The organism is Chryseobacterium sp. SIMBA_028, assembly GCF_046535285.1.
GTDB lineage: Bacteria > Bacteroidota > Bacteroidia > Flavobacteriales > Weeksellaceae > Chryseobacterium.
In genome coordinates this window covers 98,191-123,097 of record NZ_JAWRWZ010000015.1, presented here as the reverse complement: position 1 = coordinate 123,097, position 24,907 = coordinate 98,191, and the positions used below count along the sequence as shown (strand labels likewise).

The 24,907-nt window shown below is 34.5% G+C and carries 25 protein-coding genes; 10 read left to right on the top strand and 15 right to left on the bottom strand.

Annotated elements, in window-relative coordinates; all coding sequences use genetic code 11:
- The first annotated feature begins 335 nt into the window (after positions 1 to 335).
- From SCA31_RS19075 to SCA31_RS19050, 6 genes are all read left to right on the top strand, one after another.
- Entirely contained in the window at positions 336 to 461 is a 126-nt protein-coding gene (locus SCA31_RS19075; RefSeq protein WP_410698610.1) for a hypothetical protein, read from the top strand.
- A gap of 83 nt (positions 462 to 544) precedes the next feature.
- Positions 545 to 1,501, top strand: coding sequence for a T9SS C-terminal target domain-containing protein (locus tag SCA31_RS19070; protein WP_410698609.1), 957 nt, complete (start codon positions 545 to 547; stop codon positions 1,499 to 1,501).
- Positions 1,502 to 1,641: 140 nt separating this feature from the next.
- Positions 1,642 to 4,293, top strand: coding sequence for a 4-alpha-glucanotransferase (locus tag SCA31_RS19065; protein ID WP_410698608.1), 2,652 nt, complete (start codon positions 1,642 to 1,644; stop codon positions 4,291 to 4,293).
- 139 nt (positions 4,294 to 4,432) lie between these two features.
- Positions 4,433 to 5,431: a hypothetical protein gene (locus SCA31_RS19060; RefSeq protein WP_410698607.1), complete on the top strand. Its 999-nt coding sequence runs from the start codon at positions 4,433 to 4,435 to the stop codon at positions 5,429 to 5,431.
- Positions 5,432 to 5,609: 178 nt separating this feature from the next.
- Positions 5,610 to 6,056 (top strand): hypothetical protein, encoded by a 447-nt coding sequence (locus SCA31_RS19055; protein WP_410698606.1) that lies wholly within the window; start codon positions 5,610 to 5,612, stop codon positions 6,054 to 6,056.
- A gap of 127 nt (positions 6,057 to 6,183) precedes the next feature.
- Entirely contained in the window at positions 6,184 to 6,693 is a 510-nt protein-coding gene (locus SCA31_RS19050; protein ID WP_106918115.1) for a ferritin, read from the top strand.
- A 138-nt stretch (positions 6,694 to 6,831) separates the two neighbouring features.
- Here SCA31_RS19050 and SCA31_RS19045 read toward each other — a convergent pair whose 3' ends face one another.
- The 3 genes from SCA31_RS19045 to SCA31_RS19035 all read right to left on the bottom strand — a co-directional run bounded on the left by SCA31_RS19045 (position 6,832) and on the right by SCA31_RS19035 (position 10,732).
- Complete coding sequence (locus SCA31_RS19045; RefSeq protein WP_410698605.1) at positions 6,832 to 7,200, bottom strand: hypothetical protein; 369 nt, start codon at positions 7,198 to 7,200, stop codon at positions 6,832 to 6,834.
- 29 nt (positions 7,201 to 7,229) lie between these two features.
- Positions 7,230 to 7,454: a hypothetical protein gene (locus SCA31_RS19040; protein ID WP_410698604.1), complete on the bottom strand. Its 225-nt coding sequence runs from the start codon at positions 7,452 to 7,454 to the stop codon at positions 7,230 to 7,232.
- Positions 7,455 to 7,591: 137 nt separating this feature from the next.
- Complete coding sequence (locus SCA31_RS19035) at positions 7,592 to 10,732, bottom strand: UvrD-helicase domain-containing protein (RefSeq protein WP_410698603.1); 3,141 nt, start codon at positions 10,730 to 10,732, stop codon at positions 7,592 to 7,594.
- A 192-nt stretch (positions 10,733 to 10,924) separates the two neighbouring features.
- Here SCA31_RS19035 and SCA31_RS19030 point away from each other — a divergent pair, with 192 nt between their 5' ends.
- From SCA31_RS19030 to SCA31_RS19020, 3 genes are all read left to right on the top strand, one after another.
- The gene (locus SCA31_RS19030; RefSeq protein ID WP_410698602.1) at positions 10,925 to 11,671 is read left to right on the top strand and encodes a hypothetical protein; all 747 of its coding nucleotides are present in this window, start codon (positions 10,925 to 10,927) and stop codon (positions 11,669 to 11,671) included.
- Positions 11,672 to 11,674: 3 nt separating this feature from the next.
- On the top strand, positions 11,675 to 12,538 hold the full coding sequence (locus SCA31_RS19025) for a carboxypeptidase regulatory-like domain-containing protein (RefSeq protein WP_410698601.1): 864 nt from the start codon (positions 11,675 to 11,677) through the stop codon (positions 12,536 to 12,538).
- Positions 12,539 to 12,656: 118 nt separating this feature from the next.
- On the top strand, positions 12,657 to 13,391 hold the full coding sequence (locus SCA31_RS19020; RefSeq protein WP_410698600.1) for an SIMPL domain-containing protein: 735 nt from the start codon (positions 12,657 to 12,659) through the stop codon (positions 13,389 to 13,391).
- A 79-nt stretch (positions 13,392 to 13,470) separates the two neighbouring features.
- Here SCA31_RS19020 and SCA31_RS19015 read toward each other — a convergent pair whose 3' ends face one another.
- From SCA31_RS19015 to SCA31_RS18995, 5 genes are read right to left on the bottom strand one after another with little or no spacing between them, the layout of a single operon-like run.
- The gene (locus SCA31_RS19015; protein ID WP_410698599.1) at positions 13,471 to 13,983 is read right to left on the bottom strand and encodes a GNAT family N-acetyltransferase; all 513 of its coding nucleotides are present in this window, start codon (positions 13,981 to 13,983) and stop codon (positions 13,471 to 13,473) included.
- A 2-nt stretch (positions 13,984 to 13,985) separates the two neighbouring features.
- Positions 13,986 to 14,207 carry a PspC family transcriptional regulator gene (locus SCA31_RS19010; protein WP_034695702.1) on the bottom strand — a complete coding sequence of 74 codons (222 nt, stop codon included), beginning with the start codon at positions 14,205 to 14,207 and terminating at the stop codon, positions 13,986 to 13,988.
- Position 14,208: 1 nt separating this feature from the next.
- Positions 14,209 to 15,468, bottom strand: a complete 1,260-nt coding sequence (locus tag SCA31_RS19005; RefSeq protein WP_410698598.1) for a DUF2851 family protein — start codon at positions 15,466 to 15,468, stop codon at positions 14,209 to 14,211.
- Between the two features lie 27 nt (positions 15,469 to 15,495).
- Positions 15,496 to 16,644 (bottom strand): N-acetyl-alpha-D-glucosaminyl L-malate synthase BshA, encoded by a 1,149-nt coding sequence (gene bshA, locus SCA31_RS19000; RefSeq protein ID WP_106918122.1) that lies wholly within the window; start codon positions 16,642 to 16,644, stop codon positions 15,496 to 15,498.
- A gap of 26 nt (positions 16,645 to 16,670) precedes the next feature.
- Positions 16,671 to 18,374: a glycoside hydrolase family 3 protein gene (locus SCA31_RS18995; RefSeq protein ID WP_410698597.1), complete on the bottom strand. Its 1,704-nt coding sequence runs from the start codon at positions 18,372 to 18,374 to the stop codon at positions 16,671 to 16,673.
- Positions 18,375 to 18,490: 116 nt separating this feature from the next.
- On the opposite strand from SCA31_RS18995, the gene SCA31_RS18990 reads away from it, so the two are divergent.
- The gene (locus tag SCA31_RS18990; protein ID WP_410698596.1) at positions 18,491 to 19,039 is read left to right on the top strand and encodes a hypothetical protein; all 549 of its coding nucleotides are present in this window, start codon (positions 18,491 to 18,493) and stop codon (positions 19,037 to 19,039) included.
- 347 nt (positions 19,040 to 19,386) lie between these two features.
- Here SCA31_RS18990 and ribA read toward each other — a convergent pair whose 3' ends face one another.
- From ribA to SCA31_RS18955, 7 genes are all read right to left on the bottom strand, one after another.
- Positions 19,387 to 19,983, bottom strand: coding sequence for a GTP cyclohydrolase II (ribA, locus tag SCA31_RS18985; RefSeq protein WP_410698595.1), 597 nt, complete (start codon positions 19,981 to 19,983; stop codon positions 19,387 to 19,389).
- 18 nt (positions 19,984 to 20,001) lie between these two features.
- Positions 20,002 to 20,460: a hypothetical protein gene (locus tag SCA31_RS18980; protein ID WP_076357369.1), complete on the bottom strand. Its 459-nt coding sequence runs from the start codon at positions 20,458 to 20,460 to the stop codon at positions 20,002 to 20,004.
- Positions 20,457 to 21,071, bottom strand: a complete 615-nt coding sequence (locus SCA31_RS18975; protein WP_076357367.1) for a DUF4254 domain-containing protein — start codon at positions 21,069 to 21,071, stop codon at positions 20,457 to 20,459. The genes SCA31_RS18980 and SCA31_RS18975 overlap by 4 nt, the downstream gene beginning before the upstream one ends.
- Before the next feature lie 15 nt (positions 21,072 to 21,086).
- Positions 21,087 to 21,302 (bottom strand): twin-arginine translocase TatA/TatE family subunit, encoded by a 216-nt coding sequence (locus tag SCA31_RS18970; RefSeq protein WP_065393432.1) that lies wholly within the window; start codon positions 21,300 to 21,302, stop codon positions 21,087 to 21,089.
- 30 nt (positions 21,303 to 21,332) lie between these two features.
- Positions 21,333 to 22,895 (bottom strand): peptidoglycan DD-metalloendopeptidase family protein, encoded by a 1,563-nt coding sequence (locus SCA31_RS18965; RefSeq protein WP_410698594.1) that lies wholly within the window; start codon positions 22,893 to 22,895, stop codon positions 21,333 to 21,335.
- The gene (locus SCA31_RS18960; RefSeq protein WP_410698593.1) at positions 22,892 to 23,737 is read right to left on the bottom strand and encodes a DUF4292 domain-containing protein; all 846 of its coding nucleotides are present in this window, start codon (positions 23,735 to 23,737) and stop codon (positions 22,892 to 22,894) included. The genes SCA31_RS18965 and SCA31_RS18960 overlap by 4 nt, the downstream gene beginning before the upstream one ends.
- A 107-nt stretch (positions 23,738 to 23,844) precedes the next feature.
- Positions 23,845 to 24,861 (bottom strand): sugar phosphate nucleotidyltransferase, encoded by a 1,017-nt coding sequence (locus SCA31_RS18955; RefSeq protein ID WP_109623769.1) that lies wholly within the window; start codon positions 24,859 to 24,861, stop codon positions 23,845 to 23,847.
- Positions 24,862 to 24,907 lie beyond the last annotated feature (46 nt).

Here is a 24,907-nt window from a genome sequence, read left to right as displayed (position 1 = left end):
GGGAGAGTAGGCCGCCGCCAGTTTTTATTTTATTTTTAAAATCCTTTATCATTGCGATAAAGGATTTTTTTTTGTGCATATATACCACTATACTATTACCCACTACCTACTCATTCTCCAACAAGATACAAGACACATCGGTCATTTGCAGGGCAAGCAAGGCCAAGGCATGCTTCTATTGAATAGCATAACTTGGGTTAATGTTTATTATAATAATAACATTTAGAGTGATCTGTTGTGAATTGTACTTAAATTGTAAAGAATAATTGTTTTTTTAATTTACAAATTGTGTAACTTAGTCATATCAAATTGATTATACATCTAAACTATATACTATGAAAAAACATTTACTCCCTCTATTTTTATTATTATTAGGTATAAATACTCAGGCACAACAGGATTTGTTTGCCATTACAGGAAAAGATACTCCGGGTATTAATTTTAGTGATTTTGTGCTATAGATGCTTTAAATGCTACCTCCGGCGAGAAATTTTTTACAGCGGAATCTTCTGCAAAAGTATTTTCGCAGGCTAGAAAAGGTTCTGTGGCTGAGGAGAGGAACTCATTTAATAATTCGCAGGCTGTAACGATAGCAGCATTGGCTTACGACTCTTCTAATAATAATCTGGTGTATATGCCTATGTTTTCTTCTAATATTTATGTGTTAAATCCTCAGACTAAGGAGATTACATTGGTTGAGAATAATGTAGCTAAGGTGTCTTCATGTGATATTAACTCTCATATTACAAGAATGACAGTAGGTTATGATGGAAATATTTATGCAGTTAATAATGCTGGAACACAGCTTTTACAGATAAGTAAAAAAGGAGAAGAATATGTTGTTAATGATCTGGGTATCATTAAGGATGATATTACTAATGGAAAGAATTCTTTTACTGCTATAGAAACAGGTTTTGGTGGTGATATGATTGCAGATGCCGATAATAACTTTTACATTTTTGCAGCTTCTGGAAATGTTTTTAAGGTTTCTATTAAGGAGTTAAAGGCAAAATTTGTGGGTAAAATAACGGGTATTCCGGATAATTATTCTGTAAATGGTTCTGCAGTGAATGCTCAAGGTAAAGTAGTAATTGCAAGTGCCAAGGGTGCTCCTTTATACGAAGTAGACCTAATGAGCTTACAGGCAAAGCAACTTCCTGGTGAACAGAATCTTCATATTTATGACTTGGCAAGTAAATATTTTGCTAATGATAAAAGGAGTTCTTCTAATACCGTGGCTAACCTGGATATTTATCCAACCAGAGTTGATGAGAATTACATCAATGTGCACCTTAGCAATAAGAATGTGAAAGGAAGTCTTAAACTAAATGTATTTGATCTATCGGGTAAAAATGTTATGAATGAAAACCTGCTTGTTAAGGACGGTTCTTTGAATCAGAAAGTTTACTTTAGAGGATTTATTAACGGAGCTTATATTGTAAGTATTGCTGATGAATCAGGAAAAATAATATTCACTAAGAAAATCTTAGTAACAGATTAATTAGCTAAGAAAAAGATATCGAAAAATTTGACTTATTATAGAACCTTTTCAATCATATTGGATAGGTTTTTTAATGATTATTTGATATTCAAGAAGTTTTATTTTTCGATATTATAATGTATTTTTATAAAAAAATATAGATGAAGCTATACTTTAATGTAGGATATATTGTAAAGGCCGGAGAAAATCTACAACTTGTTATAGGTGAAGAAGGAACTGTAGCTCATATCCATACTATGTTTTGTGCAGAGAATGGTTTATGGAGATGTGAGGTTGATTATTTTTCAAAATCAATTTCTTATCAATATAGAGTTGTGAATGAAAAAGGAAATGTTTTAAGAGAAGAATTTGTTTCACATCATCTTAATTTTCCACACAACTATAAGGAGTTTGTTATTTTTGATGAATGGAATAATAAAAATTTTCCCGAAAATTATCTAAACAATAAAATTCTTTACAACAAACTACATGATTTTGTTTCTGAGAAATCGACTGTTTTAAAAAAGCATACTCATTTATTTAGAATAGAGGCTCCAATATATAATCCTGACTGGAGAATTGTCTTGTTTGGAAATACTGCTTCCTTAGGAAATTGGGACTATGGAAAGGTAATTCCTTTGTTTCAGACAGACTTTGGAATCTGGGAAGCTTCTGTTGAAATTTCCGAAAAGGAATTAATTCAATTTAAATATTGTATTTACGATAGAAAGAAAAACAGGGTGATTGATGTAGAGACTGGAGATAACAGATTCACTATTGCCAATCCGTTTGAAGATGTTCTACAGATTGTTTCTAATCATTATTTTAGATTTAAAGGCTATCAGATGTATCATGATGCCGGAGTTGCCGTTCCTGTATTTTCCTTAAGAAGTGAAGATGGTTTTGGAGTGGGTGAGTTTGCAGATATTAAAAAACTGGCAGATTGGACAAAGGAAACAAATCTCGGAATTATCCAGATTCTTCCCATTAATGATACGACAGCAAATTATTCATGGACAGATTCTTACCCTTATGCAGCTGTATCTGTTTATGCTTTACATCCTCAATATATTTCACTGGAAAAACTTGACTTCTCTTTACCGAAAGAATTAGTTAATGAGTATCAGGTTGAAAAACAGAGCTTAAACAGCCTTGATCTTATTGATTATGAAAAAATGATCGCGGGTAAATGGAAGTATCTGAAAGCTGTTTTCTATGCTGAAAAAGATAAAATTTATAAGGATAGAAACTTCAAGAAATTTATAAAAGACAATGAATACTGGCTAGTTCCTTATGCTGCATTCTGCGTGCAAAGAGATAAATATAAGACACCGAACTTCACTGAGTGGAAAACTCATAAAAAATATATTGCAGGAAAGATTTTACAGTTCTTTACAACGAAAAGTAAAGATTATGATATCTCAATGCTTCATGCATGGGTACAATACCAGCTTCATGTACAGCTAAAGGATGCTGTTGATTATACTCATAAACTTGGAGTTTCTTTAAAAGGAGACCTGCCGATAGGAATTTATAGATATTCTGTAGAAGCTTGGACTGAACCAGAATTATTTGGAATGGATTTCCAGGCCGGAGCACCCCCTGATCAGTTCACTGAGCTTGGCCAAAACTGGGAATTTCCAACCTATAATTGGGAAGCCATGAAAGAAGATGATTACAGATGGTGGAAAAACAGATTCAAAGCTTTGGAGCAGTATTTCGATGCCATGAGGATTGATCATATTTTAGGTTTTTTCAGAATCTGGAGAATGCCAATTTCTGCTGTACAAGGCATTTTAGGTTACTTCTATCCGGCTGTTCCTATTGTTTTGGATGAATTTAAGGCTTGGCAGATTCCGTTTAAATTTGATAGGTATTGTAAACCATTTATTAACAATCAGATCTTATGGGATTATTTTGGAGGGAATAGTGTAAAAGCCCTTGAATTTATGGATCATAATGAGGATGGCACTTATTCATTGAAAGAAGAATTCGATACTCAAAGGAAATTGGTAAACTTCTTTAAGAAAAAGCCACATGGTGATATTGAAGATCAGTTGATTTCCCTTTGTGCCAATGTTTTATTCTTAACAGAGGAAAGAAATGGAGAAACGGTTTATCATCCGAGATTTAATGTTTATAATACAGAGTCTTACAAATATTTGTCAGAACAAGAGCAGAAAAGCATCTATGATCTGTACCACGATTATTTCTTCAGAAGACAGGATCATCTTTGGCAGGAAAAGGCTATGGAAAAGCTCCCGGTTATCCTGAATGCTACGAAGATGCTTATCTGTGGAGAAGATCTGGGAATGGTTCCTGCATGTGTACCGGTTGTGATGGATGAACTGGCTATTATTGCCTTAAAGGTTCAGCGTATGCCTGCCGAAAATATTCCATTCTATGATCCGAGATATGCAAATTATATGAACGTAGTGACCGCTTCTTCTCATGATAGTTCAACCTTAAGACAATGGTGGAAAGAAGATCCTGCTTTAACTCAAAGATATTTTAACCAGCAACTCATCCAGTATGGGAAAGCCCCTGTGGAATTAACTCCGGATTTGGCAGAGATTATTATGAAGCAGCATTTATATAATGAATCGATGTTGGCCATTTTCCCAATTCAGGAGTTCCTTGCAACAGATATAAAGCTTTCGAATAAGAAAATGGATAATGAAAGGATTAATAACCCTGCTGTATTTCCTCATTATTGGCGCTATAGAATGCATATAAAGCTGGAAGACCTGAAAGAACAAAAAATGTTCAACAAAAAAATAGCTCACTGGATAAAAGACAGTGGTAGAATGTAAATTTAACAATTGATTATCAATTAGTTAATAATATTTTAAAAGAAGTTTAATCTAAGGATTTAACTTCTTTTTTTTATTTGTATCAAAAAGATAGAATTAAGATATTCTGTTATATACTAACCAATTAACAACTATAGAGATGAAAAAAATATTTTTGGGATTAGCTTTTGGGTTGGGCGTTTTGACGTCAGCTCAGCAGTATCCGAATAATGGTTGGGGAGATGATGGTTATTATCAGAATGGTAGTGGCTATTACAATGATGAAGATGACAGAAACTATTTCCCGGATGATTATTATTATAACTATCCTCAGGATTATTATCCAACTGATTATTATCAGAATTATTATAACGATTATAGAAGTAGTATCATTAATATTGACTGGAACGGTTTCTTTGTACAAAGCAGATTAAACCGCTGGCAGGTTGATCAGATTATCAGATTAAATAATCTATACGCCAGTTTTTCAGCTTGGGATAATTTCTATCGATATAATCCGGACAGATGGTATTATGACAGATTTTATGCTTTGGAAAGAATTATGGGACCAAGAGTATTTGTGGTTTTCCAAAATAACTATTACCGTGGCAGCAGCCCTATTGTATACTTTCAGAATTATAGAAGAACATACTATGTCCCTAGATACAATGTAATGCCGAGATACAGAAATGTAAACATCAATATTTACAGAGTAGACCGATCAAGGTTTAGAAGAACCGATAATCCTACTTTTGATATTATCAGAAGTAGTTCCAGACCTAATAACGGATTTAGAAATAATGGTTTCGAAAACAATGGATCGGGAAATGGAGGTTTCCGCAGACAGGAGAATAATGGAAGAAATGAAAATTCTGGTTTTAGAAACGATAATACCGGAGGTTTTAGAGGAAACAATGATAATGGAGGATTCAGAGGAGGAAATTCAGAAAGAAGTGGAGGTTTTAGAAGTAATAATGGAGGCGGCTTTAGAGGAAATACCGAAACAAGAAGAGAAACAGCTCCTGCTCCATCCAGAGAGAGTAATGGTGGCTTCAGAGGAAACGGAGGCGGTTTTAGACAAGAATCAAAAAGTCAGGCCCCAAGCCAGCAAAGCCGTGGTAATAGTGGAGGCTTTAGAGGTAGCTTAGTAAGGAATTAATTTTCATATATTATATTTAAGTGGTGTGAAGGACAGGTTTTTATAATCTGTCCTTTTTTTTGTTTTATTTTTGATTATTATTAGTTAAAATTTAACATTATTTATGAATATGTTAATTTAACTTCTCTTTTGTTTGATAATCAAAAAGGTATAATAACAATTAATTAAATTTTTAAAGATGAAAAAATTAGTTTTAGCAATAGCATTTATCGGAATGGGAAGTTTTGCAATGGCACAACAGACAACTCCACAAGACAGAGAAACAAGAAGAGCTGAAATGCAGCAAAAAATGCAACAAAGAGAACAAGAGCATTTAGCACAGATGCAAAAAGACCTTAATCTTAACCCATCTCAAGTAGCTCAGGTAAAGGCATTACATGAAAAAAGAAAAGCCGAAAGGAAAGCTGAGTTTGAAAAGAATAAAGACATGAGACAGGCTAAAATGGATGAGATGAAAGCTAAAAGAGCACAAATGGATGCTGACATGAAAAAAATACTTACGCCTGAACAATATGATAAATGGCAGGTTGACAGAAAAGCTAAGATGGAGCAGAAAAGAATGGCAATGAAAGATAAAAGAATGATGAAAAAGCCCATGAATACAGCTACTCCTGAAGTAAAATAACTGTTTGTAATTTTGATTTTTTAATGTATAAAGGATGGATGTTTTTCCATCCTTTATACATTAATTTTCCGTAAAACTTTTGATTTCGGGCTTTTATTCCTTATTTTTGAATATAAATTTAATACTTATGGTTAGCGAAAAAATTGCAAAATTAATTAACGAACAAATTGCCCACGAACAATACGCCGCTCAATATTATCTTTCAATGTCTGCATGGTTTTCCGGAAAAGATCTGGATGGGATTGCCAACTACTTCAGAGTACAAAGCAAGGAAGAATTAATGCATGCAGATAAAATGTTTGATTATCTGAACGATGTTGGCGGAGAAATCATCATTGGAGAAATCGCAAAACCTCCACATGAGTTTGAAACTGCAACAGATATTTTCGAGAAAGCATTGGCACATGAGAAGATCGTAACTAAGAGTATTTTCAATATTGTAAAGAATGCCAATGAAGAAGGAGATTTTGCAACAACTTCTTTCATGCAGTGGTTTATTAATGAGCAGGTAGAAGAAGAAGCAAGTGCTTCTCAGTACGTTACAAAGATCAAAATGGTTTGTGATAACCCATCTGCATTATATCTTTTTGATCAGGAATTGGCACAGAGAGTATTTACGCCGGATCCAACTGCTTAAACTGAAATGTTTTCAACAATATAAAAACCACTATTCAATAGAATGGTGGTTTTTTGTTTCTACAGAAAGAAGAATAATTATCGTATAGTAATTTAAAAGTAGCTAATAATAAAGTTTGTCTTTAACATCAAACTGACTTTATTCAAAATTTTTAATTGCCTGCGCATTATTGATGGTAAACAAATTAAAAACAGAAATAGTTGATACTAAGTATAAAAAAGACAGAAAAGCCAGTTCTTTTCCAACTGGCTTTTCTTTTCGAATAAAGTATGCCTGCATAAAAAGAAGAACAGGATATGCTAAAGTAACCACAGAAAAGAATACAAAAAGATAGGTCATTACCAATGAAAATATTCCCTTGAGGTCAACTATTTCTATATTTCGGTTAAAAGAAGAGTGAGCAGAAGTATTCCAATAATAAATAACAGTCAACATAATAAATAAAATGAAGCCTGTTATCTGGATGTTGAATAATATTCTCCAGTTTTTTGTATTGTAATTTTTCATAGCCTGGGTAGATTTAAGCTTTCGAAAACTTACTTCTTCCCTCTTTCTCTCTGAATGCGAATAGCAGAAATAAAAGTTACAGCACCTATTATAATACTTAAAAATAAAGCCTTTGCTATATTTTCAGTGGGCATATACCTGTGACCATCGGGTGTTACCGGAGGATCCATATAATCCGTAATATTATAAATGGCTACTGACGAGAAAGCCATCATAAGAATACTTATGACAAAAGAGATAAAATATATTTTCATGGTTACCTAAAATCTCTTTATCAGCCCCAATATATAATTTGGCTGATATTATATTGAATAAAAATAAACAATCCTTTTTTATTTTAAGTATTTTTTATCTTAATTCTGTACTATATTTTGATAACATGAATTGAAACTTATAGGTAAATGATTTGAGTTTTAATAACTTTTTTACCCAGTCTTTCGAGAATGTTTTTATAGCCCTGTACCTGAGCTACGTCCTTATCTTTACGTTCTCCGGTTTTAAAATCAACAATAATATAACCTTCTTCATTTTTTAATATACGGTCAGGTCGTGAAATATGACTTTCTCCATTTTCAGAGATCATGATGTCTTTCTCATTGATAACCTCCCATTTTTCATCGAAAAATTCAGCATAGGTCTTAACAATATCCTCCAAGGTAACCTGAATTTCATTCTTCTCCTCTAAGGTAATTAAGCCTTCCAGAGCATAACTCTCCAAAACCTTGTTGATATCTTTCTTAGTATTGATCTTTGATAAAAGCTCGTGAACGAAAAGCCCGATTCTTACTTTTTCATTCCTCACCTGATAGTTTTTGGATGGAGTGGCAATTTTTATAGAAGTACTATTCTCATTTACATTCTTTAGATTTTGAATATTCTGTGTCTTAAAAGATGAACTTTTAGTCTTTGAATGCTTCTTCAGCATCTCAGGATTTACTTCATACAGATCAAACTCATCAGCATTCTCTGTGTTTTTTGTCTGAATAAATTCTAACAACTCTAGATTGTTGGATGTTTTGTTTGCTTTTTGAAGATAGAAGAACAGCTGTTCAACAGGCCTTGTGGTCGCTACATATTGCAGACATAATCTGTCGATTAGATTTTTGTAGGAGTTTTTTTTGTTAAAGCTTTGAATCTGTTCGTCATAAACCTCCAGATTTTTACTAAACTGATTTATGTTAACAGATTTTAAAGCAGCACCCTCACTTGTTTCAAACCAATTGGTAAATTCACTATCCCTGTTTTTGTTCATCATAGGAATAAAAACAATAGGAAATTCTAATCCTTTTGACTTGTGGATGGTCATGATCTGGATAGCATCAATGTTTTCCGAAGCCTGAATAGTATAGGAAGAAGCTTCTTCATCCCAATACTTTAGAAATTCCTTTGTACTTGCCCCTGCATTTTGGGTAAAGTTGAAAAGCATTTCCAAAAAGTTAAGCAAGAAATCCGTTTCCTTATTTTCTACAGAGAATTCATTGATATAATACTCTATAAAATTATAGAGATTAAATCTCGGAAAATTATCCTGCCTAAGCTGTAGCGAATATTTCTGCTGAATAAACTGAAGAATTTCCTCATGCCCTTCAATGTCCAGAATTTCTTTCATTTCAAGGGTAAAGTCTGCCATATGAATTTTGCCCAGCGTATTCAGATGATACATCATCATGATAAGGCAGGGTTTATTCTTGGGATTAATTTCCCATCTTAAAAATTCAATAACAGCTTTCAGTGTATTGGAAAGTTCAAGAGTAAGGCCTTTATCAGAAATTGTTTTGATATTGGTTTCTTCATTATAATAGTTAACCTTTAAGCTCCCTAGCTTTTGAGAGTAACTGAAAATATCAAAGTTTCCACGGCAGAGAATCGTAATATCAGAGAACTTGAAACCATTGTTCAGACATTCCTGAATATCTTTTCGCATCCTTTCAGAAGTATCATCATAAAACTCGTCGTTGGTAAGATTCTCAATGAGGTTAACCTTTACCCGCCCGTCAATTTTTGACTTTGGGGTTTGCTCAGCATCTGTTCCAAAGATATTCTTATGTTCTTCTTCCAGATCTCTGGAATGATACTGATACAGTTCATTGTTAAACTGTACAATATTTTTTGCACTTCTCCAGTTATCCTTTAAAACAAGAAGATCAGCTTCCTTAGGAGAGAATTCCTTTTTGTTGATAATATCCAGCATCAGCTTGCTTTCTCCACCCCGGAATCTGTAGATACTCTGCTTGGGATCTCCCACCAAAGTAAATGAAGTGTTTTCTGTAGAGACACTGTGATCCCTTAACGGAACAAAATTCTGCCACTGAAGCTCAGAGGTATCCTGAAATTCATCAAAGAAATAATGCTGAAACTGTGAACCTACCTTTTCATAAATAAATGCTGAAGGCTCATTCTTAAGATTTTCATTGATCAGGATATTAAATTTGGATAATAAAACAAGATCATTTTCTTCCTCAATCTTTTTAAGCTCATCCTGAATATCCTTATTAACCTTTAAAGGAAGTAAAGCAGAGAGTACCTTTTCTTTCTTCTGGGTTTCAATATATAAAAGAATAAGCTGCATTCTATTCTCAATAAGCTGATCCAAAACCTCAAAAATTTCAGTTTCCTTATGCTTTGATTTTGATGAAGCTCCCTTCCTATAATTGTTGATAACAGATTCTTCTAAAGTGGTGGGAAAAGGAAAGCCGGCTCTTTTCTGTTGATAAAAATCAATAACTTTTGTAAAGAACCCTCCTATACCGTTTTTCCCTTGGGCAAAATCCTCAATTTCAATATTTTTGGATTTGAATAACTCAATGGAGGAGGCTGCCAATTCTGCAGCTTGTTTCTTATTAAGAACAATCTCTTTACGAAGTGTATTCTTGATATCCTCATAATTGGCATCATCAAAACGATCATTGTTTTTCAGATGTTCATAGTGAATATCCTTTACAAATTCCTTTGCAGAGTCATACAGATTTTTGTTAAGGTTGATCCTTTCATTGTTCTCAAGACTATAATCTACATAATCCATGAAAGAATTGGAGATCGTTTCATTTTCACCAATCTGATCTAACATTTTATCCACAGCCTCAATCAAATACGGTTCAGCTTCGATTTCCAGATTAAAATTTTTGGCCAAACCCAGTTCATAGGAAAAGCTTCTTACCAATCTTGAATTAAAACGGTCAATCGTTCCAATATTCAATGTGGAGTAGTTATGAAGAATGTGGTCCAAAAGCCTTTTAGAACGAAGATGAAGTTCATCAATTGTGATCCTTAGGCCTTGTTCTTCAAAAGCTTTCTGCATGTTTTTAAGATCAGCATTTCCAGCATAATCACTGGCCGAGAAATTTCCCAGCCAGGTCAAAATTCTTTCTTTCATCTCATTTGCAGCCTTATTGGTAAAGGTCAAAGCGAGAATATTCCTGATCGAGTGTTGCTGATTAGGATAACGGAGACAGATCATCAGAAGTCTTTGAACCAGGGCGTAAGTTTTCCCGGATCCTGCAGAAGCATTGATGACTGTATAAGAATTTTGCATTGTTAAAAGAGAATTGAGACTGCAAGTTAGCTAAAATTTAAAACAAACTTTAACAATTCAACGGAGCTATTTAACAGTTTCGGCAGCAAAAAGTATCAAAGGCTTAACAGAAAATATTAAAAGGCGTTAACTGTGGTTAAATTTATGGTATTATTTAAAAATAATTTTAGCTTTGCTTTATAAAAACGATCCGTGAAATTTAAACTATTCTTTTTATTAACCTTTGTCTTTTTCATTCATACCCATGCTCAAAGCTATATCTTCGGAAAGATTATTTCTGAAGGAGGCTCAGAGATGCAAGACGTTAATGTTATCAACATTAGAACAGATGAAATGGTGCTTTCAAATAGAGACGGACATTTTATGATCTCCGGGAAAGCAGGTGATGAGCTTCGCTTTATAAAGGCCGGCTATGAAAGGGTAATAAAAAAGATTTCACAGGAAAATGTACAATCTCCAATGGAGGTTAGCCTTGTTCGACAGACCATTCAGATTCCTGAAGTAGAAGTGAAGCAAGGGCTTACCGGAAACTTAAAAATAGATTCAAGAAATTATAACAAGCCTAAAAAGGTTGAAAAGCTGAGTAAGGAGATAGATACCTATATTGCAAAAAAGTCAGACCCAAGAATACTGGCTGCAAGACCTGGAGAATTTGTTCAGCCAAAAGGAGAAGGATTTTCTATAGGAAAAGTTAAGAACAAATGGGATGATATTGATTTAATGAGCTACATTAAAGCAAGTCTTGGTGAAGAATATTTTACCAATCTTAAAATAGAGAAACCACAGATTGACCACTTTATTTTTTATGTTTTTGCAGGGGGTTTTGAAAGGAAAAAGATTTTAAAATACGGATTCTGTAGTGATGCTGATTTATATAGATTTCAACGTTTTGTACTGACAAGAATTTCAACCTATCGTACACCAGAGACTCAAAAGTAGTCGATGAAAACCCTAATTTTAAATAAGACAGAGTCGTTAATATCCAGATACTCATTGAAACATAAAGCTATAAATATTAAAAACAAAGATTGGAAAAAAGTTTTTCTTTTCATTGCTTTTCTATGCAGCAATATTTTGTTTTCCCAGCAAACCATAATAGGGAGAATCATTGATGATAATGGAGATAACTTAAGCGGAGTCATTGTTGTTAATATTTCCACGGATAAAAAAACGCTTTCCAACTCACTTGGAATGTTCTCTATTGATGCCAACCCCAATGACGAATTGAGGTTCGTAAAGGAAGACTTTAAAAGGGTTTCCAGAAGAGTACTGCAAGAAGGAGTTAATTCACAATTATTGATCACGCTCTTTCAGATTCCCAAAGATATTGGTGAAGTAAAGATTGTAAAGAAACTTTCCGGAGATCTGGAGCAGGATTCCAGAATTGTAGCAAAAGTGGATAAAGGTGAACAGGTAAGACAAGCTGTAGGTCTGCCGCAACCTGTTGGCAAAATGAGGGAGACACCAGCAGAAGTGAAAAGCGTTCTTTTACCAATACTCTTGGGGAACCTAAATGTTCAGGGCGTTTATGATCTTATTAGCGGGAAAGCCAGAAAGCAGAAAAGACAATACAAATACGATGATTTGCAGGAGCACATTATCTGGGTTCGAAAAAGAGTAGAGGATGAGTATTTTACCAACGCTGGAATTCCTGTAGACAGAATTTCAGAATTTATAGAATTTTCATTTGCCGTAAAACCTCAGGTTCGTACCTATGTAAAAGCCAGAAATTTATCAGGAGTCATGCTGAGAATGGAGGAAACGATCCCTCTTTTTATAGAAAGATTAAAGAACAGTCATCCATAAACTTTAAATTTTCACATCCAATAATTTCCACTTTCTGATTTATGTTAAAAAATCTTAAAATAGTGGAATAGAAATTGATGCAATATTCTCGTAATCAAAAACAAATCCACAAATTATTATGAATAAAAACATTATTGCCGTGGCTGTAGGAGCTCTTGGCTTTGCACTTGGTCTTGGCTTATTGGGCAATTCTATTAAGAATAGGAATAAATCTGAAAATACGATTTCTGTTACCGGTTTAGGTACAAAACAATTTACCTCTGACCTGATCACATGGTCCGGAAGTTTTTCCAAAAACAATATTGATTTAAAATCAGCATATGATGAGCTGGCATTAGATAGAAAAGTAATCAACGATTATCTGCTTTCCAAAGGGATAAAGCAAACCGAAATTGTTTTTTCATCCGTAGATATCCAAAAGCAGTTCAGAAGTTATAACGATGCCAATGGAAATTATGTACAAGGGGAATTTTCAGGTTACAACTTAACTCAAAAAGTTTCCATTGAAAGTAAAGAAGTGGCTAAAATTGAAAACCTATCCAGAAATATTACAGAGATTATTAACCGGGGAATTGAGTTTACATCTTCTTCACCAGCTTATTTTTATACCAAATTGGCAACTGTAAAGCAGGAAATGATTGCCAGTGCTACAAAGGATGCTAAGCAAAGAGCCGAGAAAATTGCAGAAAATTCAGGAAGCAGCCTTGGAAACCTTAAAAAAGCAACAATGGGGGTTATCCAGATTACCGAACCTAATTCCAACGAAGATTATTCCTATGGTGGAACATTTAATACCTCCTCCAAGGAAAAAGAAGCAAATATTACGATAAAGCTTGAGTATCAGGTAAACTAATGAATGAAAACGGGAATGTTTATTCTAAGTTTTTATTTACTATAAAAAATAACGCCGGATACTTTCCGGCGTTTTATATTTAAGAATATACAATATCACAAATTTCTTTTTTAAGCTCCTCTACATTATCAGGAGAATAATTGGCAAGTAACCATAAATTCAGCGATTGTTTTCCCTCGCCGTAACTTGGCTGTACATGGGTAGTATCAATCAGGCTGAAGCTATTTCTCTGGTAAAAAGAATAACGTCTTTTGGCATCTTCATTTAAATCCTCGGGTTCAATTTCCAGAATGATTTTTGGGTAGTTTTCCAATAAGTGTCCTATAATATGAGAGCCCAGCTTTTTACTTCTGAAAGCCTCAAATACTTCAAAATGTTCTACAAAAACAAAGGAACTTAATTCCCATAGTATGAGATAGCCAATAGGTTCAGCCTCATGTTCTACAGACATAAATCTTACTTTCGGATTTGAAAATAAATCTAAAAACTGTTGCTTATCTCTTTGTTCGTCTACAGGAAATGTGCTGATATAGGAAGAATAGATTTCCTGAACTCTATAATCCTCAGCAGAAGTAATTGGTAAAAATTCCATAATTATAAATCAAAGACACTTGGTCTTCTTGTGATGAAAATATCTTTAATCCACAAAGTGAATGCCAAACCCAAATAAATCAGAAAGAAAAACCCAGCTGTGGCAAAAGTAGAGTAGATGAAGAAAATCCTTAATTTGGATACAGGAATTCCCAGCTTAGCACCTGTTCTCGTAAGAACACCAAACCATTCTCTTTCCATTTTATGACGGATATTACTCAGCATTTCAAGATTCTTTTAAAAGTTTAAATCCAATACTGCAAGTTAAGCAATTTTTTTCGTCACATGAATTTTTATGATGGTAAATCAGGCTCTGGCTCTCCATAGCATTGGTAATAGGAACTCCAAGATTTTTCCATCCTTGGATTATTGAATTCTTTTCAGGAGAAATATTTCTGTAGAATGTTATGATCTTATCGGCGATTTCCTCACTGTGATATTTGTAATACGTATACTTTAAAGGAAGAATTGAATTTAAAATAAGAAGATCAATAAAATCCTTACTTAAAGTCTTGGGCTGAACTTTTGATAGAGTACCAAAATTAAAATGACAATCCCAATACTCTGAAGCTTTTACTGACTTAAAAATGTCATATAGTTCATCTACATTTTCAGCATCCATTACCTTTGAAAATAAATTCTGTTGCTGATAAAGATTAGCCAGTTGGGAGAAACGGATCGTAGGAAAATTAGGCGGTCGTAATCTTAAAAATTTAGGTCTGAATTTTAAATCTGAGATATTGAATTTTGCCCTGATAAACTCGAATTCCCGTTTCCAGATTTTCATTTGCCCATCTTCAGGATGATCCAGCCAACCCGAAATCCCAAACAATAAGGCTTCAAGCTGTAATGGATTTTGGCGGATTTTATTAATAATGCTGTAGTCAATACTTTCAGCAATCTGTCGAAAAATATGGGCATTTACCTTTAATCCGAAAGAATAAGAAAGACTATGAAATAAAACGGCCTCAAAATTATTTTTATATAGGATTAAACTTTCCTCAAGTTCCAAAGATTTTTCTTCCAGTTTTTTCAAAATATTCCCCTCATGAAAATTAACAGGAACTTTTTCTTTGTTGAAAATATTTTCACAGGCAATAAACTGTTTACCATTGATGAGGTTATCATACTTCCCAAGAATATTCCCATCGATATAATTCTTTAATTCCAGAGTAGGAACTTTTTTCTCGGTAAGTACATGAATGTCTGTATCATGTTGAAATACGACATGAAGAATGATGTTTTGATAATTGGGATCTTGAGAGTGATTATGGAAAATCCAATCTGAGGAACGAACGTGCAGTTCTATATTTCCGGCAAGAACCAAGCCGTTGATTTTAATTTTAGCATCCAGAAAATCGGGACCTGCATCCTTATTCCATGTTCCGAATTGTATGACTTCAACGGAATTCCCTTCAATATCCTTGAAGTCAAAATATTTGAAAATCTTATAGTTCCAAAGATATTGAAGTAGTTTTTCCGTCATAAGTGTGACGTAAATATAATAGAAATATTATACTTTCGTCAACTCATTCTTAAAATTTTCTATGGTTGTTCTATACATTTTCTCATAGATAGGAAGAATGTTTTTCAAATCGAATTTTATCGCCTGATCTTTCGCATTTTGCTTCATTTTGGCTAAAAGTTCTTCATTGCTCAAAAGTTTGATCGTGTAGTTGCTCATAGCTTCCACATTTCCAATCTCTGCAAGATATCCTGTTTCTCCCTGAATATTTACCTCAGGAATTCCACCCGCATTTGAGCTGATTACCGGTGTATAAGCAGCCATGGCTTCCAAGGCTGCTAAACCGAAGCTTTCCTGCTCCGATGGAAGAAGAAATACGTCTGAAAGTTGTAAGATCTTATAAAGGTCATTCACCTTACCTAAAAGACGGATTTTTGAGATCAGATCCGGGTTTTCTTCAAGGAATTGGTTTACCTTTTCCATATCCGGGCCTTCCCCAATGATGATAAGCTTAGATTTTACCTTTTTTTCTACATTCTTAAAGATCTGCAATACTTCATCTACCCTTTTTACGGGACGAAGGTTAGAAACGTGGATCAATATTTTCTCATCCGGATTAGCAAACTGTGTTCTTTGACATTCGGAACAGTCATCAAATTCAGAATTATCAATAAAGTTAGTAATCACCTGGATTTCCTTTTTAATATTGAAAAATTGAAGAGTATCTTTTTTCAGACTTTCAGAAACAGAAGTAATGGCATCTGATTGGTTGATAGAAAATTCTACCGCATGCTTATAGCTTGGATGTTGCCCTACAAGCGTAATATCTGTACCATGCAATGTAGTTACCAAAGGAATGTCATTATTGTCTTCCTGTAGCATTTGCTTGGCTGTAAAGGCTGCATATGCATAAGGAATGGCATAATGTGCGTGAAGCAGATCCAGTTTATAAAGATTCACAACCCTGTAGATCATTGAACTTAACGCAATATCATAAGGCTGATACTGGAAAAGAGGATAAGTTTGAACATTTACCCTGTGAAAGAAGATATTGGGGTTGGTAATATCTAATCTAGCAGGAAGGGCAGAGCTTATGAAGTGCACTTCATATCCTTTGTTAGCAAGGGACATTCCCAGTTCTGTTGCTACAATTCCGCTTCCACCATAGGTCGGATAGCAAAGTATGCCTATTTTCATTAGATTATTGTTGTTTTGATGTTGTATTATTTGGTATTCAGGGAAGAAGTAGGATTGAGGTCCATACCTATTCCTGCTTTCAACTGGTCATTAACCAATACAGGAAGTTTCCCCCAGATTTTTGTTTTTCCGTTTAAGGCATCAGCCGTAGCATTCATGGAATCATCATTGTTTTCATAAGAAACAAGAACTGTTGAAACCTTGGAGATATCAATATCCTTTAAAGCATAAGCACTTCCGAAGACATTAAGAATTACATTTTGATTTTTAGTCAGGTCAGCAAGCACTTTCTTAGATTCTGCTGATATTTTATAAGGTTTGTAAGCTGTAGAATTATCTTTGTGGAAACCTACCATTACTGTAGAGCCTGCAGGGATAGTACTAATCTCACTAGCTTTTTTAATCATAACATTTGAACCTAGCCTGTTGGCAAAAGTTTGATAGGGTGCTTCTTCCAAAGGAACATAGTAAATTTGTTTCCCGGAAATAGGAAGAAGTTTTTTATCATCCTTTATTAAAGTAAGGGCATTCGCATAAAGATTCTGAACCAATGTTTTGTGAGAATCATTATTCAAATCAGCATTGATGTTCTCAGGATTTTTTGGCGTATATTGAGTAAGTCCAAGGAAATATTTTGTTAATAAAATTTTCTTTACACTTTCCTCTACCCTGGATTGAGAGATTTCTTTGTTATCTATTGCTTTCTGAATTAGTTTTTTCCCTTCAGAAACACCTTGTGAGAAAAGCATAATATCATTTCCAGCTTTAAATGCAAGCGCATCCAGTTCTCCCGGTTTGTATTTGTTAGCTACAGCTCCCATGTTTAAAGCATCAGTAATGATTAAGCCTTTATAACCCAGCTTATCTTTCAATAATCCGGTAATGATATTTTTAGAAACAGAAGCAGGAATTCCTTTTCCGGATTCTAAACTCGGAACATACAAGTGAGCAACCATAACGCCTCCAATTCCTTTATCCATTAAAGCTTTGAAAGGAGCCAATTCTATTGAATTAAGTCGGTCCAGATTATGAGAAACCACCGGAAGATCAAGGTGTGAGTCTGTACTGGTATCACCATGACCCGGGAAATGTTTGATGGCTGCTAATATATTATTGTCCTGAAGCCCATTAGAGTAGGATAGGGCAGAGTTTATTACATTGCTCACCTCAGAACCAAAACTTCTGTTGCCGATAATTGGGTTGTTAGGGTTTGTATTCACATCCACTACCGGAGCGAAATCCCAGTTAATACCCATTCTGTGGCAGTCCTCAGCTATTTTAGCAGACATTTGGTAAACCAGGTTTTTATCCTGAATAGCTCCCAGTGTCATTGCCCAAGGAAATTTATGAGCTGTTGTAATTCTCTGGAATAATCCCCATTCAGCATCCATGCCGATCATTAATGGGATTTTGGATTTTTGTTGAAATTCGTTGACCAGGTTGATTTCCCTTGCTGCATCATCCTGCATTAAGATCAAACCTCCAATTTTGTCATTGACAACAATACTTCTAACCTGGTTAATATAGTCTTCTCCTTTATTGGTATAAAGTGCAACAATAAAAAGCTGCCCTAATTTTTCATCCTGAGAAAGATTTTTGTATGTTTTATCCACCCATTGCTGAGCTTTTTTCAGATCTTCCTTGGATGTATTTTTTGGTTGATACTGGGCGTTGGCCTTAGGGCTTATCAATGCAACAATAAAGAGTGAAGTATATAATAATTTCTTCATGACTTTTTGAATAAGAACAAAAATACAATTAAAAAAATTGACGAAAACAAAGTTTTTGAAATTTTTGGTATATGATTTGAATATGCAATATAAATAATAACTAAATATTTATAGAAATGAAAAAAATTCTTCCACTTATATTATTAGCCGGTGTTGGATTTTTAACTTATAGCTGTGATAATAGCAATAATGATCCTGTTGTAGTAAATCCTGGACAGGATAATGATACGGTAGGACTTGCTTTTGATGCTTATCCAATATTTACAAAAGCTCCAGACAATAATCGTCTGTTTCAATCTAAGCAGTTATTTAAAAATCCATTGGAAAAATCTGATGTTGTTTTGATTTATATGCAGGTTGATGGGACGAATGATACACCAGTTTGGAGAATTCTTCCTTATACACGTTTTGCACCAGATGGTTCTCCTGTTGACTATTCATATGACTTCAGCAAATTTGATGTTGTTTTTAGTGTAAATTCAACAATGGATCTGACAACAAGTGCAAACTCAGTCTATTATACCAACAAGAGATTCAGAGTGGTAATTGTTCCTGCTGATCCTGCTGCTAAGAGTACTGCAGCTGCAGCTGTAGATTATAGCGATTATAATAGTGTAATTAAGCACTATAAAATTGATGAGTCTAAAATAAAGACTCTTAATTAAGAAAATATCTTTTCAGTTTTTTATAATTAAAAAAGCTCCGGGAGAAATCTCGGGGCTTTTGATTTGTAAGAATTATAATTTATAGATGATAGGAATCGGAGCTATTTAATCTTTAGTCTCTGTACGGCTCTACATAAAGCTGTCCTTATACTTTTTGATGAGACTGAGGTTAACAGGTGTTCAATAAAAAAGAAGCTTTAAAACATCCATTTAATGATGGGGAACCTTTATGCTACAAGCTTGTATTTATTATTTATTGAAATGTATTCAGTTATATAGACTACTTAATGATTTAAAAACCCTATTCCAATAAAAAAGCCTCAGAAACTCTGAAGCTTTTATTTTATCTAGTTATCATTGTCATCAAGGAGATGACCAAAGAAATCTTTTTTTGTTTGCAGATAGCCTTTGCTTATTTCATTGGCGGGGATCTGTAATGGTATTCTTGAGTTAAGATGAATATTACTGTCTACCACATATTTTACCTTTTCAGGATTGTTGGTAAGGAGGTTGATATCTTTTATATCCAATAGATTTAGGATTTCAATAGCTACTCCAAAATTTCTGTCATCTGCAGGTAAACCCAATTCAAGATTGGCCTGTACCGTATCAAGACCCTTTTCTTGTAATGAATAAGCTTTAAGCTTATTGATGATACCAATATTCCTACCTTCCTGGCGGAGATAAACAATAATTCCTCCGTTTTCGTGGGTATATTTCATTGCAGCATCCAATTGTTGGCCGCATTCACATTTTTTTGAATGGAAAACTTCTCCGGTAATGCATTCTGAATGGAAACGAACATTTACAGGTTTAGAGAAATCTGTATTTTCTGCAACGATGGCCATATGAGGCATCCAGTCGTTTTCATTTTCGGAGAAAGCAATCATTCGGAAACTGCCGTGCTCTGTAGGAACATTGGCTTCCGCCTGAATTTTAATCATTGATAGTTCAATTAGTTTTTAACTTCCTGGTAAAGCATCTTCAATTACAGAAATATTGGTTTTTAAACGAACCAAATATCTGTTGAGAACTTCGTCATCATCTTTTTCAAGACTTTGTCTTTGCTTTTGAATTTTTTTGTATGATTTTTCGAAGCTTTTAAGTGCTCTGCTCTTCCCTGTAGAATTATTGGCATCAATAGCATATAAATAATTCTGAAGACTGTATTTCAAGCTTGTTATCTCATCATTCAATCCATTGTTCTTAAACTTAGGAAAAGTGGAGATTATATTTGAAATTTCAGAAGCATTTACATTTTCCTTGATATTGATATTAAAACTCTTTTTTGAGCCTCTATCAGAATCAGAGCCTTTTGTGTCACTGTAAAAGTTATTTGACAGCGGAGAAAGGTTAAGCTTCTCCGTTGCGCAGGAAGATGTTAATATTATTAATACTCCAAAAAAAACTAGTCTTTTCATTTCTGTTGCCCTTTTTGATAAAGGATTGGGTTAAGACTTTCATCGTTATACATTTTCATTTGTTTGTATACTTTCATCTTAACGTTACCGTTTTCAATATCAGCAAGCAACTGATTTATAGAAGTTGTAAGGTCCTCTTTCTGAGTAAGAAGTACGTCCAGTTTTGCCTGGCAGTTATTTCTGTGTTCTTCAGAAGCAGATTCCCTATTGGCTTCTAATGACATGTGATAAACCTTTAATGCAAGAATTGATAATCTGTCCACTGCCCAAGCGGGAGTTTCTGTATTTATCTTTGCGTCAGGTTTAGGAGTTATATTTTCAAACTTAGTAAGGAACCAGCTGTCAATATATTCTACCAAATCAGTTCTTTTCTGATTGGAGGCGTCTATTGTTCTCTTCAGTTGAAGAGCCTCAGCCGGATCGATATTTTCATCTCTAATTATATCTTCCAGATGCCATTGAACGGTATCAATCCAGTTCTTTGCATACAAAATCCGTTCCAAACTATCTTTTTCGAACGGGTTATTAATTAGAGTGTTAACATCATCAGACACGTGATAGTCTTCAATACATTGATTAAAGACTGTCCATGCAGTTTCAGTGAATTTCATTAATTCTAAGGAATTTTAGTTGCTGGAAGAATTGTTGTTTGTTGTAGAAGACGATTTATTTTCAGAACCTGGTTTGTCTTCTTCTTTTACCGCATCTTTAAATTCTTTGATTCCTGAACCAACGCCTCTCATTAGTTCCGGAATTTTCTTTCCTCCGAAAAGTAGTACTAAAAGTATCGCTACAATTAGGATATGTTGCCAAGATAAGGCAAGTATTGTTAGTGTATTCATCTCTTAAAATTTTTACAAAGTTACACTTTTTTAATATGCAATCCAACCTAGGGGATCAACTGGTGTACTTCCATTCCATACTTGGAAATCAAGGGTATAGGCTCCGTCAAAATCTTGTGCTACGGTTCCTACCGGAGTCCCTGAAGAGACCTGTTGTCCTTTGGAAACACTTACGTTTCCAAGATTAGAATAAATTGTAAAGTAGCTTCCATGTTTAATGATGACTGTTTTTGTCCCGTCATTATTGGCCAATACAGAAGAAACTGATCCTGGATACACCGATTTTGCACGTGTCCCTGATGGTACTGCAAGTTTTATCCCATTATTTTCTTCGGTAATATTTTTGAAAACCGGGTGTGGCTGTCTTCCGAAACGGTGCGTAATTCTTCCGGCTTTATCTGCAGGATAACCAAGTCTTCCTCTATTTTCTGCAAAGCTATTTGCAGATGATGTAGAAACACCATAATTGGTCATTGCTTTGGTTTCTGCCGCTTTTTTATCTTCTTCTTTTCTCTTGGTAAGGGCTGCTTCTGCAGCTCTTGCGGCTGTCAGTTTATCAGCTGCCTCTCTAGCTTTCACAGCAGCTTCATCTGATGCTTTTTTAGCCGCAAGTTTTCTTGCTTCATCTTTTGCGCTAGCCTCTGCTCTTGCCGCTTCTTCACTACGTTTTCTTTCTTCTTCAGCTCTTCTTGCGGCTAGTTCTGCCGCTTTTTTAGCTTCAGCTTCAGCTATTTTTCTTTCTCTTTCAAGTGCTTCAGCTCTTGCTTTGGCTTCAGCTTCAATTCTTGCTTTTTCTCTTTCTGCGGCTAGTTTCGCTAAACGTATTTTTTCTGCCTCTGCTTTTCTTCGGGCTTCTTCTTCAGCTTTTGCTATTCTAATTTCCTCAGCAATAATAGCTCTGATCTGACCTTCAAGGGCTTTTGACTGAACTTGTTTTTGTTTAAGTTCAGCAGTAAGCTTTGATTCATTCTTTTTAAAATCAGCTACCAGTTGTTCTTTCTGAGCTCTTTCAGTATTGATTGTCGTTAAGTCTTTCTGTTGGTTTACCAGAAGGTTTTCTTTCTCCTTCACAGAATTTTGTTTCTGTGTAATGGATTTTTTGATCTGGTTAGCAGCATCAGAAATTTCTGCCGCCTTTTTATCCTGATAGTCTGAATATTGCTTTAAATATTGTACTCTTCGGATTGCTTCTCCTAAGTTTTTAGAAGAAAGAATGAAGGTTACTTTGTTCTGTACCCCTTTGTTTTTATATGCATTTACCAGAACCTCAGCGTAATTCTTTCTAAGAACAGCCAATTCTTTATTCTGACGGTTGATCTCAAGCTGACGCAAATAGATATCATCCTCAATAAATCTCTTTTCTTTCTGAGTGTTATTGTAGACTTTTTCTCTTAAGACTAGCTTTTGATTAACGTTGGTAAGATAGGCTATGGAAAGTTTAGATTCGCTTCTTGTCTTAGCTAAATCCGTATTTATTTGTGCAATTTGTTTTTTAAGTTCGGCATTCTGTTTCTGCAGCTGTTCTTTGTTCTGCTGTCCTTGGTGCAGTCCAAAGATAAGAACACCTATTAAAAAGCTAAATTTTTTAATCATTTAATCTCAATTTTCTTATAACTGGATGGTACAGAATAAGGTGTTTCCATCCTCGAAAAGTCAAATTTCGTATTTTCCAGTAAAATTTGACTAGATTTTGAGCCTTTTATAATTATTTTAACATTTTGGGGAAGGCGCATTCCGTTGTATTCATTCCAGTCACTGTAAGATATTTCAAGTTCATCCGGCGATAAAACATCCTTTAGGTTGACACTTAGCAGGTCATAATTGGTGTCATATTGAAGAGCAATTTTATATTCTCTGGTTTTTTCATCGGTTACAATTTTCTGGTTTACATTAGAAGTCATTTTATACCCCTGTGCATTCTGAGTTAAGGTAAATTGTGAATCGCTGATCTTAACGAAAGTTCTCCCCAGTAGAATTTTTTCCAGAGACTTATAGTCGATAAAGTTGACATTCAGTAGATTATTAAGATAATCGAAGTCAGAGTCGATGTAGGTTTTACTGGTTTTATCCTGCCCCTTTATTCCATCCGGTGTGGCAATTCCTCTGGCTACATTAAGGAATAGAGCCCTTAAATTCATCCATACTTTTTTATCATTTTCAATGTAGATGGTAGCATCAAGTGTTGGGATGAAGCTGCCTGTTTCTACACGAACTTTACTGTCGATTTTGATTTGCTCAAATTTTGGCGGGATCAATACATGTTCGTAAAAGGTAAGCTTATCTCTCACCGGCTGGTTTACGTCTTTTGGATTTTTGTTGTCCTCTGCGGCTGTAATACTATCCTTTATGTTTCCCGTGTCATTTTTAACAGCATTACGGGTTTTACAGGATGATAAGGCAAGAAGCAATAAAAGGAGTGGGATCCAATTTTTCATGTATTTATCTTTTTCAATTAAAGGTACGGAGCAATATTAACGCCAAACCACACAAAACGTTTTGTGTGGTTTGATTATATTTTGTTTAAGTTAAATAATTTCTGACTTTATTTAGACAAGAAATCTAAAACAGAGTAATCTCCCAGTGAAATTTCTCTGGCTACCCCGAAATACTGTGCAGAATTACCAATCATTGAGTTGGATAGGTTACCGTGGTTGATTCTTGTATTTTCTTGGATCAGAGAGTTTTCAATATTAGAGTTTACTACAGCTGTATTGTTTCCTAAAGAAACTCCAGGTCCTACCTTGGAATTAGAGATTTTTACATTCTCTCCAATAAAGCATGGTGGAATAATTAAAGAGTTTTCAATCACGGCTGATGCCGGGAAATGAGTCATTTCTTCTCTTTCGTATTCAAGGATTTTACTGTTTGTTTCTACTGTAGCGTTCTTGTTACCACAGTCCATCCAGTCATTTACTTTTCCTAGGGTAAACTTGGCACCTTTTGCTCTTAAGTTTTCCAGTGCAGTAGTTAATTGATATTCTCCACCATTTTTAATATTATTTTCCATGATATAATTAATTTCATCCATTAGCTTTTCAGCACTGTTGAAATAATAAATACCAATAATGGCAAGATCTGAAACGAAGGTCTCTGGTTTTTCAACGAAATCTGTGATGAAACCATAGTTGTCTAATTTAACTACTCCGAATGCAGATGGATCTTCTACGCTTTTTACCCAGATTACTCCGTCTGAATTTTTATCCAGTTGGAAATCTGCACGGAAAAGAGTGTCGGCAAAGGCAATCACAACATCTCCCTGCATGGATTGTTCAGCACATTTGATGGCATGTGCTGTTCCAAGAGGATCATTCTGATAATATATGCTTCCTTTTGCTCCTAGTTTTTCGGCAATCTGGATAAGAGATTTTTCAATCTCAGCTCCAAAATCTCCAATGATAAAAGCTACCTCTTCAATTTTTTCTCCTGCAACTTTAGCAATATCCTCCACTAATCTCTGTACGATAGGTTTTCCTGCGATAGGAATAAGTGGTTTTGGAACTGTAAGTGTATGTGGACGTAATCTGGAACCACGTCCAGCCATTGGAACAATAATTTTCATAGATGATATAAAGATGTTTTTTTTGTTTAAATGTAGGTTATTTTTT